Source organism: Pseudomonas sp. MPC6 (genome assembly GCF_006094435.1).
In the GTDB taxonomy this organism is placed as follows: Bacteria; Pseudomonadota; Gammaproteobacteria; order Pseudomonadales; family Pseudomonadaceae; genus Aquipseudomonas.
This window is the reverse complement of the sequence record NZ_CP034783.1, coordinates 2,287,036-2,302,277: the sequence shown is the minus strand read 5'-3', so window position 1 is coordinate 2,302,277 and position 15,242 is coordinate 2,287,036. Positions and strand designations below refer to the sequence as shown.

12 protein-coding genes and 1 pseudogene are annotated in these 15,242 nt (G+C 58.2%); 1 reads left to right on the top strand and 12 read right to left on the bottom strand.

Annotated features, from left to right (window positions below; translation table 11 throughout):
• Nucleotides 1-10 precede the first annotated feature (10 nt).
• The 7 genes from ELQ88_RS12865 to ELQ88_RS12835 all read right to left on the bottom strand — a co-directional run bounded on the left by ELQ88_RS12865 (nucleotide 11) and on the right by ELQ88_RS12835 (nucleotide 8,999).
• Nucleotides 11-1,588, bottom strand: a complete 1,578-nt coding sequence (locus tag ELQ88_RS12865) for an aldehyde dehydrogenase (NADP(+)) (RefSeq protein ID WP_138965440.1) — start codon at nucleotides 1,586-1,588, stop codon at nucleotides 11-13.
• A gap of 184 nt (nucleotides 1,589-1,772) precedes the next feature.
• The gene (locus ELQ88_RS12860) at nucleotides 1,773-3,431 is read right to left on the bottom strand and encodes an acyl-CoA synthetase (RefSeq protein WP_138965438.1); all 1,659 of its coding nucleotides are present in this window, start codon (nucleotides 3,429-3,431) and stop codon (nucleotides 1,773-1,775) included.
• Nucleotides 3,432-3,500: 69 nt separating this feature from the next.
• Entirely contained in the window at nucleotides 3,501-4,634 is a 1,134-nt protein-coding gene (locus ELQ88_RS12855) for an acyl-CoA dehydrogenase family protein (RefSeq protein ID WP_069556827.1), read from the bottom strand.
• The gene (locus tag ELQ88_RS12850; protein ID WP_069556826.1) at nucleotides 4,634-5,761 is read right to left on the bottom strand and encodes an iron-containing alcohol dehydrogenase; all 1,128 of its coding nucleotides are present in this window, start codon (nucleotides 5,759-5,761) and stop codon (nucleotides 4,634-4,636) included. The genes ELQ88_RS12855 and ELQ88_RS12850 overlap by 1 nt, the downstream gene beginning before the upstream one ends.
• A 41-nt stretch (nucleotides 5,762-5,802) precedes the next feature.
• A complete protein-coding gene (locus ELQ88_RS12845; protein WP_138965436.1) occupies nucleotides 5,803-7,371 on the bottom strand; it encodes a CoA-transferase in 1,569 nt (522 codons plus the stop codon).
• A gap of 36 nt (nucleotides 7,372-7,407) precedes the next feature.
• On the bottom strand, nucleotides 7,408-7,848 hold the full coding sequence (locus ELQ88_RS12840; protein ID WP_069556824.1) for a MaoC/PaaZ C-terminal domain-containing protein: 441 nt from the start codon (nucleotides 7,846-7,848) through the stop codon (nucleotides 7,408-7,410).
• A 29-nt stretch (nucleotides 7,849-7,877) separates the two neighbouring features.
• Nucleotides 7,878-8,999 carry a glycoside hydrolase family 88 protein gene (locus ELQ88_RS12835; protein ID WP_083348741.1) on the bottom strand — a complete coding sequence of 374 codons (1,122 nt, stop codon included), beginning with the start codon at nucleotides 8,997-8,999 and terminating at the stop codon, nucleotides 7,878-7,880.
• A gap of 171 nt (nucleotides 9,000-9,170) precedes the next feature.
• Between ELQ88_RS12835 and ELQ88_RS12830 the strand changes: the two genes are divergently transcribed.
• Nucleotides 9,171-10,073: a LysR substrate-binding domain-containing protein gene (locus ELQ88_RS12830; RefSeq protein WP_069556822.1), complete on the top strand. Its 903-nt coding sequence runs from the start codon at nucleotides 9,171-9,173 to the stop codon at nucleotides 10,071-10,073.
• Between the two features lie 158 nt (nucleotides 10,074-10,231).
• Here ELQ88_RS12830 and ELQ88_RS12825 read toward each other — a convergent pair whose 3' ends face one another.
• The 5 genes and pseudogenes from ELQ88_RS12825 to ELQ88_RS12805 form a co-directional block, all read right to left on the bottom strand.
• Nucleotides 10,232-11,458, bottom strand: a complete 1,227-nt coding sequence (locus tag ELQ88_RS12825; RefSeq protein WP_083348740.1) for an ABC transporter substrate-binding protein — start codon at nucleotides 11,456-11,458, stop codon at nucleotides 10,232-10,234.
• A 217-nt stretch (nucleotides 11,459-11,675) separates the two neighbouring features.
• A pseudogene (locus tag ELQ88_RS12820) lies at nucleotides 11,676-12,572 on the bottom strand (branched-chain amino acid ABC transporter permease); the annotation flags it as partial.
• Nucleotide 12,573: 1 nt separating this feature from the next.
• Nucleotides 12,574-13,461 carry a branched-chain amino acid ABC transporter permease gene (locus ELQ88_RS12815; protein ID WP_207291585.1) on the bottom strand — a complete coding sequence of 296 codons (888 nt, stop codon included), beginning with the start codon at nucleotides 13,459-13,461 and terminating at the stop codon, nucleotides 12,574-12,576.
• A 174-nt stretch (nucleotides 13,462-13,635) separates the two neighbouring features.
• Nucleotides 13,636-14,346, bottom strand: coding sequence for an ABC transporter ATP-binding protein (locus ELQ88_RS12810; RefSeq protein WP_138965432.1), 711 nt, complete (start codon nucleotides 14,344-14,346; stop codon nucleotides 13,636-13,638).
• A 1-nt stretch (nucleotide 14,347) separates the two neighbouring features.
• Nucleotides 14,348-15,127: an ABC transporter ATP-binding protein gene (locus ELQ88_RS12805; protein WP_138965430.1), complete on the bottom strand. Its 780-nt coding sequence runs from the start codon at nucleotides 15,125-15,127 to the stop codon at nucleotides 14,348-14,350.
• Nucleotides 15,128-15,242 lie beyond the last annotated feature (115 nt).

Genomic DNA, 15,242 nt, shown 5'->3' with positions numbered 1-15,242 from the left:
GGATGAGGCCTTATATCGCCTGGGTGGTACTGCAACCGTTCAGCAGACGCTGAATGCCCAACGGGTTGGCATTCCTCAACGCCTGCGGCAGTAGCGCGTCCGGGTAGTTCTGGTAGCACACCGGGCGCAGGAAGCGGTCGATGGCCAGCGTACCGACGGAGGTGCCGCGCGCATCCGAGGTGGCGGGATAAGGCCCGCCGTGCACCATGGCGTCGCACACCTCGACGCCGGTCGGGTAGCCGTTGAGCAGTAAACGGCCGGCCTTCTGCTCCAGCACCGGCACCAGTTCGGCGAATGCAGCCAGGTCGTCTGGCTCGGCAATCAGGGTCGCGGTGAGCTGACCGTGCAGACCATGCAGCGCCTTGATCAACTCGGCCTTGTCAGCCACTTCGACCAGGACGGTGGTCGGGCCGAAAACCTCTTCCTGGAGCAACTCGTCGCCTTCGAGCAGCAGGCTGGCATCGGCCTGGAACAACTGCGGCCTGGCTTGCTTACCTTCCTGTGCCTGGCCCCCCAGATGCTTGATGGCCTTGTGCGCATGCAGTGCCGCCAGCCCCTTCTCGTAACTGCGCAGGGTGCCGGCATTGAGCATGGTTTGCCCTGGCTGATCGCCCATCAAGCCGGCGAGTTTTTCAATAAAGCGGGAGAACTCTGGCGAGCGAATGCCGATCACCAGGCCGGGGTTGGTGCAGAACTGGCCACAGCCCATGACCACCGAAGCGGCCAGCTCGTTGGCGACGCTGGCACCACGCTGTTTGAGCGCTTCGGGCAGCACCAGAACCGGGTTGATGCTGGACATCTCGGCGAACACCGGAATCGGCTGCGGCCTCGCCGCAGCCATGTCGCACAGCGCGCGACCGCCTTTGAGCGAGCCGGTGAAACCAACGGCCTGGATCGCCGGGTGTTTAACCAGTGCCTCGCCGACGCCTGCGCCGTAGATCATGTTGAACACGCCTTTGGGCATGCCGGTCCGTTCCGCGGCACGGATGATGGCATCGGCCACGCATTCGGCGGTCGCCATGTGGCCACTGTGCGCCTTGAGCACCACCGGACAACCGGCAGCCAGGGCGGCGGCGGTATCACCGCCTGCCGTGGAGAATGCCAGCGGGAAGTTGCTGGCACCGAATACAGCCACCGGGCCAACGCCCATCTTGCACTGACGCAGATCGACACGCGGCAGCGGCTTGCGATCGGGTTGCGCCAGGTCGATACGGGCACCGTAGAAATCGCCACGGCGCAACACGTTTGCAAACAGCCGCATCTGGCCGCTGGTACGGCCACGCTCACCCTGGATACGGCCGGCAGGCAGCGCGGTTTCGCGGGTTACCAGGGAAACGAAGTCATCACCCAGGGCATCCAGTTCGTCGGCAATAGCGTCGAGAAACTCCGCACGCTTGACAGCCGGCAATGCACGATAGGTGGGATAAGCCGAAGCGGCGGCCAGGGCAGCCGCATCGACTTCGGCGAGGCTCGCCTGGACGAAGGCATAGGGCAACCTCTCGCCAGAGGTCGCATCGTAGCTATGCAGATAGACGCCGCTTTCACCGCGACGGGTACCGCCAGTGTAGTTATGGCCGAGAATTTTCATGGGTGTCTCCTCGCTCAAAAGGCAGGGATACCGAAACCACCGGGCCGTCGTGATCGCCGCCGACACTGTCCGCGTCTGCAACGTCACTCGACCTGGATGAGGCATCCAGTTGAATTTTTTTTGCACAACATCGCGCAAGCCCGAACAGGCCTACGGAAACCGGAATTTCAGTCTCGAACGTCCTTCAATCGATCGGGATGGCCGCATCTCTGGTAGCCAGCCGCAAGGCATGTTCACGCAGTTCGACTTTGCGCACCTTGCCAGTTGCCGTCTTGCTCAAATCCCCCACGATGACCCGCGTCGGCACCTTGTAATGGGCCAGGCAGGAACGGCAATGGGCGATGAGTTCCGCTTCGCCGATGCTCGCGTCAGGGCTCGTCTCGACAAAGGCACAGGGGGTCTCGCCCCACTTGGCATGGGGCATGGCAACCACCGCCGCGGTACGGACAGCCGGATGGCGGTAAAGCACTTCCTCGACCTCGACCGAACTGATGTTCTCACCACCTGAAATGATGATGTCCTTAGCCCTGTCTCTGATCTGGATGTAGCCGTCCTCATGCACCACGGCAAGATCGCCGGAATGAAACCAGCCACCCGAAAAGGCCTCGGCGGTGCCCTGCGGATCTTTCAGGTAGCCCATCATCGTCATGTTGCCGCGGAACATCACTTCGCCAATGCTGCGGCCATCGCGCGGCACCGGCGTGAAGTCCTCGGGGTCCAGGACCGCCATATCTTCCTGAGCCGTATAACGCACCCCTTGTCGACCTTTGCGTTCGGTCAGCAAGTCGGTGGAAAGCTCGCTCCATTCCTGGTGCTCGGCACATACCACAGCGGGACCGTAGACCTCTGTCAGACCGTATATCTGCAAAAGATCGATGCCCATTCGATGCAACGCCGCAATCACCGGCAGTTGGGGCGGAGCGCCACCGATCAGACCATGAACACGGTGGCTGATCCCGGCTTTCCACTCCTTGGGCGCATGGGCCAGCATGGCGTGCACCACCGGCGCGCCGCAGTAATGGGTAACGCCGTGTTGTCGAATCATCGACAGCACGCGTTGCGGCTCACAGCGGCGAAGACACACATGAGTGCCGGCGTTGACCGCCATGGTCCAGACGAAACCCCAGCCATTGCAATGGAACATGGGCAGGGTCCACAAGAAGATGGAGTGGCGCGGCATTTGCCAGTCGAGCATATTTGAAAGCGCCGCCAGATAAGCCCCTCGATGGTGATAGACCACCCCTTTGGGACGCCCTGTGGTGCCCGAGGTGTAGTTCAGGGCAATCGGCTGCCACTCGTCCACAGGTTCCTGCCCATGCTCGTCTGTAGAAGCCGCGCCGATGAACGCCTCGTAGTCGAGCTCACCCAGGCGCTCGCCGCCCGGCCCCTCGGTGTCATCGATGTCGATCACCCTTGGCCGGTGCTCCAAAAGTGCCAGCGCCTGGCCGATGGTGCTCGCGTATTCGGTGTCGCTGATCACGAGCCGGGCTTCGCAATGCATCAGGATATAGGCGATCGCCGCAGGATCGAGCCGGGTGTTGACCGTGCACAAGACCGCGCCACACATCGGTACGCCGAAATGCGCCTCGATCATCTCCGGGGTGTTGGCGGCGATCAATACCACCGTATCGCCACGGCCAATGCCCGCGGCCTTGAGCGCAGATGACAGGCGGCAGACCCGGTCGTAGGTCTCGGACCAGTTGTATCGACGCGCACCATGGATAACCGCCAACCGCTGCGGATATACCTGGGCGGTGCGGGCTATGAAGCCCAGCGGCGTGAGAGGCCGGTAGTTGACCGGACTTTGCTCAAGGCCGAGGTCATAAGGATTGGAGCCTGGCATGCTGATTTTCCCCGAAGAAAGCTGAACGACCGGCTCCCCAACGGAACCGGCACAGGCTGCAGGACGCGTTTAGCTCAGCACTTGCCTGGAAATGATCATGCGTTGGATTTCGGAAGTGCCTTCGACGATCTCCAATACCTTGGCGTCGCCGAAAGCGCGTGCGACCGGGTATTCAGTCATGATGCCGTTACCGCCATGGATCTGGATCGCCTGGTGAGCCGCCTCCATCGCCCTCTCGGTAGCGAAGAGCTTGGCCATGGACGCCTCGACATCACATGACAAACCGGCGTCCTTGCGCGAGGCCGCGTCGTAGAGCATCAGGCGGGCGGCGTGGGCATGGGTGGCCATGTCGGCGACCTTGAACTGCAGCGCCTGAAAATGTTCGAGTCGCTTGCCGAAGGCGCTGCGATCCTTCAGGTAGGCGACCGAGCGCTCCATGGAGCCTTGCAGAATACCCAGCCCCAGCGCACCGATCAGGATGCGCCCGGTGCTTATGTTGCCCAGGGTCTGCTTGAGCCCCGCGCCTTGTTCGCCGAGTAGATGGTCGGCCGGCAGCACGCAATCTTCGAAGAACAGTTCATAAGTGGTCGATCCGCGCCAACCGATCTTCTGCAGCTTGCGCCCCAGACTGAAACCGGCGGTATCGGACGGCAGGATAAAGTTGGAGATTTCCTTGCGCCCGTCGTCCCTCGTGCCGGTAACGGCTGCGATCACGATCGGACCGGTGATGTCGGTACCCGAATTGGTGATGAAGGTCTTGGAACCATTGATGATCCACTGACCGTCTCGCAGAACGGCACGGGTCTGGATATTGGCGGCGTCCGAGCCTGCATTCGGCTCAGTCAGCCCAATGCAGCCGACCTGCGTCCCGTCGATGATGGGGCGCAAGTAGCGCTCCTTCTGCGCAGGAGTGCCATAGTTGTTGATCAGGCTGGCGGGCGTGGAATTGGCCATCATGGACGATGCCACAGCCGCGTCTACCCGGGCGATTTCCTCCAGCACAATGGTAAAGCCAAGCCAGTCCCCGCCACCGCCACCGTGCTCCTCCGGGTAGGGAAGGCCGAGGAAGCCCAACTCTCCGGCCTGCTTCCAGACCTGATAGGCAAACTCCTGCTCCTCCCAAAGGCGTTCGGAGACCGGTGCAATCTCCTGCTCGGCGAACCGCCTGACGGCATCGCGAATCATTACATGTTGCTCATTCATCAATAAGACTCCTCGAGCATCCGCAGGTAGTCCTCTGCGGTGGCAGGACGGGGGTTGGTGGCGTGGCAGTGGTCTTTGAGGGCGGCCTGGGCAATCTCAGGCAGCGCAGCCCGGTCCAGGCCCATCGCGCCAAGGCTCACGGGCAGACCCAGGCGGGCGGTCAACCGGGCAATGGCTTCATCCGGGGCGACGCCTGCACTCAGTCCCATGGCTTGGGCCAACGCCTCGTACTTGGCACCGACGGCTGGCCGGTTGAAACGCATGACTGCCGGCAGCAGCACCGCATTGAGGGTGCCATGGTGCAAGGAAATGCCGGGCACGGCCCCCAGGGGATGGGACAGGGCATGCACCGCTCCCAGTCCTTTCTGAAACGCCATCGCGCCTTCAGTCGCCGCCATCATCATGTTCCAGCGCGCCTCCCGGTCACTGCCATCGATCGTCGCGCGCTCGATATTGGCCATGCCCCGACGCAAACCATCCAGGGCAATGGCCTCGGCCGGCGGGTTGATGGCAGGCGCCAGGAAGGTCTCGATGCAGTGGGCGATCGCATCCATGCCGGTAGCCGCTGTCAACATCGGCGGCAGGCCCAACGTCAGATCCGGGTCGCAAATGGCCACTTTAGGCAGCAGATAAGGGCTCAACAGGCCAAGCTTGCGCCCTGACTTCATCACGATAACGCCGGCCCGCCCTACTTCGCTGCCGGTCCCTGCCGTCGTGGGAATCGCCACCAGTGGCGCGACTTTATCGGTGATTCGCCCGACACCGCCATCCACCACCGAATACTGCTGCAGCGGCGCAGGATGGGTGGCCAGAAGCGCCGTCGCTTTGCCCAGATCGATCGGCGATCCGCCACCCAGGGCAACGATGCCATCGCAGTCATTGTCCTTGAACATCGCAGTAGCGGCGACGACCGCCTCCTCGGTGGGATTGGCTGGCGTCTGGTCGAAGATCGCGGCGGGAGGCGAGGCCAGGGTCCCGAGTACGCGATCAAGCAGCCCGGCAGCGCGCACGCCCTGGTCGGTGACGATCAAGGGCCGCCGTATGCCCAGGCGATCAAGCTCGGACGGCAATAGCTCGATTGCGCCCTGTTCGAATTGGATGGTGGTCAAATAGTTGATAACAGCCATAGCGTGGAATCTCCTCGTTTATTGGCGCGACGATGGCGTGCTCAGGACTTGAACACGGCCGCATTCATCAGGGGCAAGGGGTCGGCTATGCGCATCGGGGCATAGTCCATCAGATCGAGTACCTGGCTTTGCAGGTCGATCCCGGGAGCGATTTCCGTCAGCACCAGCCCATCGGGCTCGATGGCAAACACCGCCCGCTCGGTGATGAGCATGGCGCGCTGGCCACGGGTGGCGACGTTGAGGCGCACCGGATAGGTAATTTCCTGCACGTGGCGGGCGAACTTGCGTACCGATCCTTCACGCACGATGCGCAACTCGCCACCCTCGTACGCCACCTCCAGCCCACCGGTCGTGAAGGTGCCGGTGAAAATCAAGGTTTCAGCGTTGTAGGCGATATCGATGAACCCGCCAGGCCCCGGGTTCGCAGCGCCGAATCGGCTGACGTTGACGTTGCCGTTTTCATCGAACTGGGCGAACGCCAGCGCTGCGACCTTGCAGTTGCCGCCATTGATGAAGTCGAACTGGGCCGGGCCATCGAGCAGCGCCTCCGGATACTTATTGGCGGAGAACTGCCAGCCGCTCATGACGATGCCACCGAACGGACCGTGCTCCGTCGTAAAGCGGTGACGCAGGAGTCCGTCGCCATCGAAGGCGCCATCTTCCATCATCACGCCCGGGATATCGGAAGATGCGCCGAAGCCAAAGATGCTCGGCACGCCCGGACGAATCTCGCAAGCCGCCCGCCGGGCGATAATCTTGTCGGCACCGGCCGGCAGTACTACCGAGCAGCCACCAGGAAAGAGCTGCCCCCCCAGGTAGCTGTCGTCATACACGACCTCGGTGGTCATCATGGCTTGAGGGGCAACGACAACACGATCCACCAGTTCGCCGGGAACACGCACAGCGTGCACCGGCCGCGCCTGGCGGGGGACGATCTTGCGGACCTGCGCGATCACTGTGCCGCCACAGGCCTTTACCGCGAGCGCCATGGCCAAGGCGCTGGAAGTGATCGGCTCGTCTTCGAAGCTGAGGTTGCCGTACTCATCGGCACTGCTTGCGCGCAGCAAGGCTACGTCCACTGGTCGAGCAGGATAAAACAGATATTCCTGGCCTTCGAACTCCACCAGCTTGACCAGATCTTCCTCAGCGCACGCCGTATATTTACCCCCTTGCTGGCGCGGGTCGATGTAACTACCCAGGCCGATGCGCGTGAGGTAACCCGGACCGCGGCGCGCCACTTCCCGGAGCCAATGCATGGTCGCGCCGATGGGCCAGCAATAGGCTTGGACCTTGTTCTCGCGGATCAAGCGCATCATTTGCGGACGTTTTCCGGTCTTCGGATCCAGCGTATTGATGTAGTTGCCCGAGATGACGCGCTTCATCAAGCCTTCTATCGCGACATGATCCATCCCACGGATGTCCATCGCGTCGCCAACGCTGACCGGAAAGAAAAAAGTTAGATCCCGGGGCGAGGCACTCTCCTCGAAACGCTGCGCCAGCGCCTGCAGCAAGGTATCCGGCGTGAGCCATCCGATAACACCGACACAGCCAACCGTCTGGCCAGACTGAATATCGGCCACGGCCTCGGCAGCCGAGCATATTTTGGTCATTACACTCTCCTCTTGTTTTTATGAGTGCCGAGGGCGTTACTCTTGGAAGTGAATGATGTGGGTGCCGACGCACACGGTGTCGCCGTGCTGGTTGGTCAGTACCGCCTCTGCCCAAAGCCGCTTCTTCTCATCATCGGCACGGGCGATGCGGTAGCTCACGGTCAAGGTGTCACCAATGAATACGGACTGGGTGAAACGTACCCGGTCGTATCCGTAGGAAACGGCCGGGCGGTCGATCAGCCCCAGGTACTTGGTAACGGCGCCAGCGATGTAACCCACCAACATTGCCCCCTGGGCCACCCGAGCGCCCAAGCCGACGCGCTTGCAATACTCCTCGTCGACATGATTGGGATGGTTGTCACCGCTGATCCCGGCAAACGCGTAGATATCGTATTCACTGACTGTGCGGGTGTAGCTGGTCTGCGTGCCGATGAGGGACGAAACCTCTCCGCGATGAGGACTATTGAACTCAGGCATGGCTGTCTCCTTGTGACTGATTTGTGTGCTCATACCCGCTCGGAAGCCAGGCGACCGTCGAGCACCAACAGGGCTTCGAAAAGAAAGTAGTCACCCCAGATCAGCTCGTTTTCCATTGCGACACCGAGCTTTCGATTGAAACAACCATGGGTGAGGATGCCGACGGGGCGGGAGTCGCTGGCATCGACCGGGGTCTGATAGCGCAGCACCAATGCCTCGACGATCGCCTCTGCGGACTGCCGATAACGCTCACGTCTTTCCGGCAGGCAGACAGCAAGCTTTAACAATGCAGCCGCGGCGATGGCAGCACCCGAGGTGTCGCGACTGGTATCGGGAATTGCCGGATCATCGAAGTCCCAGTACGCCACATGGTCCTTGGGCTGATGTTCCAGCCACCAGTCAGCAACCTGAATGGCGACGTCTCGGAATTCCATTTCTCCGCGATTGAGCGCCTGAGCGAGGGAAACCATCGCCCACGCCTGGGCACGAGTCCACGTGCTTTCGCCGTGAATGCCCTTATGGGTGTAACGGCGCAGCAATGCCCCGGTTTGCGGATCGAAACTGGCGGACTGACAGACAGATCCGTCATCGCGCACGCAGAGTGCGATATGTTGGCGAAGGTGATTGCGAGCAATCTCGAGGGAGTCAAGCGCTGCCGCATGCTTGATCAATAAAGGAACCGGCCCTGGCAGCGCATCGATGTTTGCCTCGTTGCTGCCGACATCCGAGGCCTCCTCGGCCTCTTTGCCCAAGGGAATCAATTGCGCTTGGGGGTTGTACATGTCGAGCAATCCGCGAGTGCCTGCCAACGACAAATTGCGCGCCGTTTCGTCGTTCAGAAGCTCAGCGCCCAGCTCGGTGCCATACCAGAAGAGAAAGCCCTTGAACGCCGATTGGGACGAAGCGCGTGGCCCAAGGCGCTCGGCCCAGATCCGCGCTTGATCATGGTAACGCGGCTCTTTTGTATGCCAGGCGGCAAGCCAAAGCATGCCCACCCAAAATCCCCCCGTCCAGTCACCTGCCGGACTACGAGTCCATTCACCAGTGGTTTGGTCGGCGTAATGGGGAAACCCTTGGCCGGGCTGATCGAGGGTCGCGTCAATGCGTGTCAACACTCTATCGATTGCGCGCTTGAGAATCTTGTTATCCAACTTATCTCTCCTATAGTTGCGCCGTTTTCAAATGGCAGAAAATGTCTTCCGATAAGAGCAGAATCAATGTATTGAGCCACTGTCTTGAGGCCACGGAAGACATCTTACGAGTTGACTTCCGAGACTTCCAATATATAATTTGATCAAGAATAATATTAAAAAGGTATTAATATGAACCTGCGGCACATGCGCTATTTTATTGCAGTTGCGGAGGAGCTGAGTTTCACTCAGGCCGCGTTACGACTGCACATTGCCCAGCCGCCTCTGAGTCAACAGATTCGTCAATTAGAAGAGGAGCTCGGCGTAACGCTATTTCAACGGACCAAGCGTCATGTGCAACTTACAGATGCCGGCCAGGTATTTTATATTCATGCCAAGCAGATTCTACGGGCCACGGATGTCGCGGCACTGGAGGCTCAACGCGCCGAACGCGGAGAGATTGGCCGGCTGTCCGTGGGCTTCTTCGAACATATGTCCTATACCCTGCTGCCGCCGATTTACCGCGCCTTTTGCGAACGCTTCCCGGATGTGGAAGTGGTCCTGCGCTGGTTCCCTGTGGTGGACCAGGCCGATGCGCTCCTGCGAGGCGATGTCGATATCGCCTTCATGCGCCCCACATCGCAATTCGACGGAATCAGCACCGAGACGCTGCTGACAGAACCCTTCGTACTTGCGATCCCGGAGCACCACCCGCTGGCGTCCCAGGACAGCGTGGCGCTGAGTCAGTGCGCCACCGAGCGCTTTGTCCTGTACGCGCCCAAACTGGCTCCCGATTTTCATACCATGATTTATCGCCTTTGCGCGGAAGCAGGTTTCACACCCAACGCGGCACTGGAGGTCGGCCAGATTTATGCCTGCCTGGGCCTCGTCAGCTCAGGCGTAGGCCTGGCCCTGGTACCGAGTTCTGTTCAGCGCATTCACCTTGAGCACCTTACATACCGGCCTATTCAGGGGCAGATGCCCTTGGTAAAAGTGATGCTTGGATGGCGCAGCAGTAACACTTCGCCGCTATTGCAGTCGTTTATTGATACCGCAAAAGAAGTGATGACGGCCTTCGAGCACGAGCGACTTTAATAATTGACAAGGCGCCCTCTGTGGCGCCATAACTTGCAAGGAAAATGTTTTAACTCTTATATCCAGCCACCCAATATCGCTACCGCGAATAGCACTATAGCTCTCCCTTTGTTCTAAACCGGCCAAGCCAATGCTCGACCGGTTTGAAACCCCAGTGCTTATTTCAAAGTAACAAGCGAGCAACCGCCTGCGGACATCGGCCGAAATGCTTCATCGGCAGGTATTGTGGACAGCAACTTATAATAGTCGCCAGGGTACTTGGACTCGGAGGGCTTTTTCACTTCGAAGAGATAGAGTGGGTGGATCTTGCGACCATCGGCACGAATACTTCCCTCGCCGAAGAGCTTATCCTCGGTTTTGACCGCCTTCATCCGGGCGACGACTTCTGCGCCATTACCATCGTCATTGTTGACGGCAACTGTTCGCAGATAGTTCGTGACGGCGGAGTAAACACCAGCCTGCGCCATTGTCGGAAATTTCCCGCCGTTGGCAGCAGCGAATGCTCTACCGAATTCACGGCTCGCGTCATTCATGTCCCAGTACCAGGCAGCCGTCAGCATCAACCCTTGTGCCGCCTCCAGGCCCAACGCTTGCACGTCGCTAATGAACACCAACAAACCGGCTAGCTTCTGGCCACCAGCGGTGATGCCAAATTCAGACGCTTGCTTGACGGCGACAATGGTGTCCCCACCGGCATTTGCCAACCCGATTATCTGCGCCCCGGAAGCTTGGGCCTGCAACAAGTAAGACGAAAAATCGGTGCCCGGGAACGGATGGCGAACCTTGCCCATCACTGTTCCGCCACTTTTTTCAACGACCGACGCCGTATCACGTTCCAATGCGTGACCAAAGGCGTAATCCGCCGTCATGAAAAACCAGCTTTTGCCGCCACTCCCCACCACCGCTTTACCGGTACCGTTGGCAAGCGCCCATGTGTCGTAGGTCCAATGAATGGTGTTCGGGCTGCACGCCTTACCGGTCAGATCGGAACTGCCGCCACCGGATACCAGGAGCACCTTGTTTTTTTCCCTCACCACTTCATTGACGGCCAGGATGACCGACGAAGTCGGCACGTCGACGATCACATCCACCTTATCCACATCGAACCAACGACGGGCCACACTGGCCCCTACATCTGGCTTGTTCTGGTGATCAGCCGCCACGACCTCGACCTTCAGGCCATGTTTTTCAGGCTCGAAGTCGGCCACCGCCTGCTTTGCCGCCCACACCGAGCCCGGACCGGAAAGCCCGGCATAGGTACCTGACAAATCATTCAATACGCCGATACGCACTACACCATCTGAAACCTGGGCTTGCACGGCCGGAGCGGCTACCAACAGCCCGAAGCAGATCTTGCGCAGATGAGTATTCAGTTGTTTGATCATTATTATTTTCTCCTACTCGTTCATTCGGGTGTTTAGTACGGGTTTTTTTATATTTTTCGAAGTTGAATGCTCGACATCCGCATCACGGGTTCGCCTCCCTCGCCGAACCATCCGCTCCCCTTGCACCGCCCCCTTTGCGAGAGGCCCCAAGAGACTTTCGGCGGTTTGCATCAGCGCGCCTTGCCGCCAGCCTGCTTTGGTAGAAAGCCGCAAACTCCCCGGCAATACCGCGGCGAAAGAGCAGCACGCAAACGATGAAAATGACGCCCATGATGACTGGCAAGAGCGCGCCCACCTTATCGGCCAATGCGTTCTGCAGAGTCACAACGATGGCGGCCCCTATCAGTGGGCCGAAGACGGTGCCCAGGCCTCCGAGCAGGGTCATCAGCACTACTTCGCCCGAGGTCTGCCAATGGGCGTCGCTCAAGGTCGCGAACTGAAACACCACGGCTTTGGTACCGCCAGCGAGCCCCGCCAGAGCAGCCGAAAGAACGAAGGCCAACAATTTGTATCGGGCTGCCTGATAGCCCAGGGAAATCACCCTCGACTCGTTTTCTCGAATGGCTTTGAGAATCTGGCCAAAAGGAGACTGGATAACGCGATGAATCAACCAGAAGCCAAAAACAAAGATGGCAAACACCAGGTAGTACAGATTTACGTCGTTGCTGAGGTCGATAAACCCAAATAACAGCCCGCGCTCCACACCTTGTAAACCGTCCTCCCCTCCGGTGAACGGAGATTGCAGGAAGACGAAATACATCATCTGCGCCAACGCCAATGTGATCATCGCAAAGTAGATGCCTGAGCACCGTATCGCCAACAGGCCGAATCCCAACCCCAGCACGGCGGCAGCCACAACCGCTGTGAGGATCCCCAGCTCGGGCGGGAAGCCCCACACCTTGATGCTGTAGGCGCTCACATAAGCAGCTGCGCCGAAAAAGACGGCATGACCGAACGAAAGCAAGCCGGTATAGCCAAGCAAAAGATTGAATGCACAGGCAAACAGCGCAAAACAAAGCACCTTCATGGCCAGTATCGGGTATATGGCGAAGGGGACAATAGCGCCGCAGATGAGCAGAAGGATACAGCCTAATAGTCGCGTTCTCGATGACATGTTACTCAGCCCTCCCAAATAGACCGGCCGGCCGAAATAACAGGACGATCGCCATGATAATAAAAACAATGGTTGCGGAAACTTCCGGATAGAACAGTTTGGCCAAACCCTCAATTACGCCGAGGGAAAGACCGGTAATAATGGCGCCAAAAATTGAGCCCATCCCGCCAATCACCACTACCGCAAACACCACAATAATCAACTGCGAGCCCATCATGGGACTGACTTGTAATACTGGCGCAGCCAGCACCCCGGCAAAACTGGCCAGCGCGACGCCGAAACCATAAGTCAGCATCACCATGACAGGTACATTAATGCCGAAGGCTTGGGTCAATGCCGGGTTTTCCGTGGCAGCACGCAAGTATGACCCCAAGCGTGTCCTTTCGATCATGAACCACGTCAGGGCGCATACGGCAAGCGAGGCAACAATCACCCAGCCTCGGTAGACGGGTAGAAACATGAAACCCAGATTCATTGCCCCTTTCAGTGCTTCAGGGACTGCGTAGGGTTGACCTGAAACACCAAATTCATTACGGAAAACGCCCTCGATGATGAGCGCCAATCCAAACGTCAACAATAAACCGTATAGATGATCGAGCTTATACAACCACTGCAGCAGAGCGCGTTCGATCACAACGCCGACAATCCCCACCATGAGTGGTACAAGCAACAATGACCACCAATAGTTGACGCCAAAATAATTGAGACACATCCATGAAAAAAAGGCACCCATCATGAAAAACGCACCGTGCGCGAAATTGATGATGCGAAGCATGCCAAATATAACTGCCAGGCCCAGGCTGAGGATCGCGTAAAACGAGCCGTTAACCAGCCCTAGCATAAGTTGGCCCATCAAGGCCGACAACGGAACGTCGAAGAATGTTGCCATATTGTTTATCCTGACAATTTGTTATTAGTAGGATATTCGCCGAAGAGCCTGGAATACTTATAGAGCCACACGCTTCAGCCTTGTACCCAGAAGGTGCGTTGTAGGGGTTGCAGGCTTTAAATCCCTTGGCTCGCCGTTGGAACCGTCTAAACCAGACAAGTGCTTTAGCCGATATTAGATCCCTAAATATTCTTGAAGCAGATCGCTTTTTTGCCCAACTTCGTGCTGGTGAATCTCAGCGATAATCTTGCCGTGCTCGACGATATACATGCGATCCGCGAGGGGGGCGGCAAAACGTGAATTCTGTTCGACCAGAAGGATTGTGAAGCCCTTGCTCTTGAGCTGGCGGATGATTTCGGCGAGCCGCTGGACGATGACCGGTGCAAGTCCCTCGGATATCTCGTCAAGCAGTAGAAGGCGTGCACCAGTGCGCAGGACTCGGGCCAGGGCAAGCATTTGCTGTTCACCACCCGACATGCGGGTACCTTGGCTGTGACGACGCTCGTAGAGGTTGGGGAACATCTCATAGATTTCCTCCAGGCACATTCCATTGATTCCTAAACGCGGCAGCAACAGCAGATTTTCCTCACAGGAAAGACTGGCATAGATGCCTCTTTCCTCTGGGCAATAACCCACACCCAGGCGCGCAATCTTATGGGGCGAAAGATCAATGGTCTCAGTACCATCTATTATGATCGAACCCTGGCGCTTCCCCGTGAGCCCCATAATGGCTCGCAAGGTGGTGGTGCGGCCTGCGCCATTGCGACCTAATAAGGTAACGCATTCACCCTGTTTCACAGTGAAGTCAATGCCATGGAGAACATGAGACTCACCGTAGAAGGCTTGCAAGTTGGCAACTCGCATGTATTCGGTAGCATTGGTCATATCAATGGCTCCCTGGAGAGCGCAGCTCACTGTCGGCACTCCCCATATAGGCTTCGACCACGAGTGGATTGACTGAAACTTCAGAATAACTGCCCTCGGCGAGCACACTGCCGCGAGCAAGTACCGTGATAGTGTCGCAAATCCCCTCTACAACCTTCATGTTATGCTCGACCATCAGGACAGTGCGGTTGGCGGCGACATTCTTGATCAGCTCCATGACCCAATCGACGTCTTCATGCCCCATGCCTTGGGTGGGTTCATCGAGCAACATCAACTCAGGGTCCAGCGCTAAAGTGGTGGCTATTTCCAGCGCGCGCTTGCGGCCATAGGACAGTTCCATTGCTACTAGATCGGCGAATGACTCCAATCCCACTTGGGCGAGCAACTCCATCGCTCTATCGTCAAGAGCGGCAAGTGCAGCGCGCGACTTCCAGAAATGGAAGGAAGTCCCCAGGCTTCGCTGTAGCGGAATATAGATGTTTTCTCGCACGGTAAGGCGAGGAAAGACTGCCGATATCTGAAAAGAGCGAATCATCCCTCTGCGCGCTACTGCAGCTGGGTGCTCACGAGTGATGTCCTGGCCGTTGAAGCGAATAGTCCCTTGGGTAGGATCGAGAAACTTGGTGAGCAAGTTAAAACATGTCGTCTTTCCGGCACCGTTGGGACCGATCAGGGCATGAATTGAGCCACGCTTCACACGCAAGTTGACATTTTCAACAGCGGTAAATCCTTTGAACTCTTTGGTCAAACCAACAGTTTCCAGAATCGCATCATTAGCCATATTATTTTCAACTCACGTTCTTGCTTTTCTTGTAAGGTGAATCTAAGTCGTCGACTAATACTGGTCCAATATTATTTTAAGGAACCATTTATACGTAAAAAGTCTTTATTTTCTC

Bases quoted from the DNA above. Each gene is read 5' to 3' on its own strand.
- ELQ88_RS12865 (WP_138965440.1), bottom strand. From the start codon at position 1,588: ATGAAAATTCTCGGCCATAACTACACTGGCGGTACCCGTCGCGGTGAA.
- ELQ88_RS12830 (WP_069556822.1), top strand. From the start codon at position 9,171: ATGAACCTGCGGCACATGCGCTATTTTATTGCAGTTGCGGAGGAGCTG.
- ELQ88_RS12805 (WP_138965430.1), bottom strand. From the start codon at position 15,127: ATGGCTAATGATGCGATTCTGGAAACTGTTGGTTTGACCAAAGAGTTC.
- ELQ88_RS12850 (WP_069556826.1), bottom strand. From the start codon at position 5,761: ATGGCTGTTATCAACTATTTGACCACCATCCAATTCGAACAGGGCGCA.
- ELQ88_RS12815 (WP_207291585.1), bottom strand. From the start codon at position 13,461: ATGGCAACATTCTTCGACGTTCCGTTGTCGGCCTTGATGGGCCAACTT.
- ELQ88_RS12840 (WP_069556824.1), bottom strand. From the start codon at position 7,848: ATGCCTGAGTTCAATAGTCCTCATCGCGGAGAGGTTTCGTCCCTCATC.
- ELQ88_RS12860 (WP_138965438.1), bottom strand. From the start codon at position 3,431: ATGCCAGGCTCCAATCCTTATGACCTCGGCCTTGAGCAAAGTCCGGTC.
- ELQ88_RS12855 (WP_069556827.1), bottom strand. From the start codon at position 4,634: ATGAATGAGCAACATGTAATGATTCGCGATGCCGTCAGGCGGTTCGCC.
- ELQ88_RS12845 (WP_138965436.1), bottom strand. From the start codon at position 7,371: ATGACCAAAATATGCTCGGCTGCCGAGGCCGTGGCCGATATTCAGTCT.
- ELQ88_RS12810 (WP_138965432.1), bottom strand. From the start codon at position 14,346: ATGACCAATGCTACCGAATACATGCGAGTTGCCAACTTGCAAGCCTTC.
- ELQ88_RS12825 (WP_083348740.1), bottom strand. From the start codon at position 11,458: ATGATCAAACAACTGAATACTCATCTGCGCAAGATCTGCTTCGGGCTG.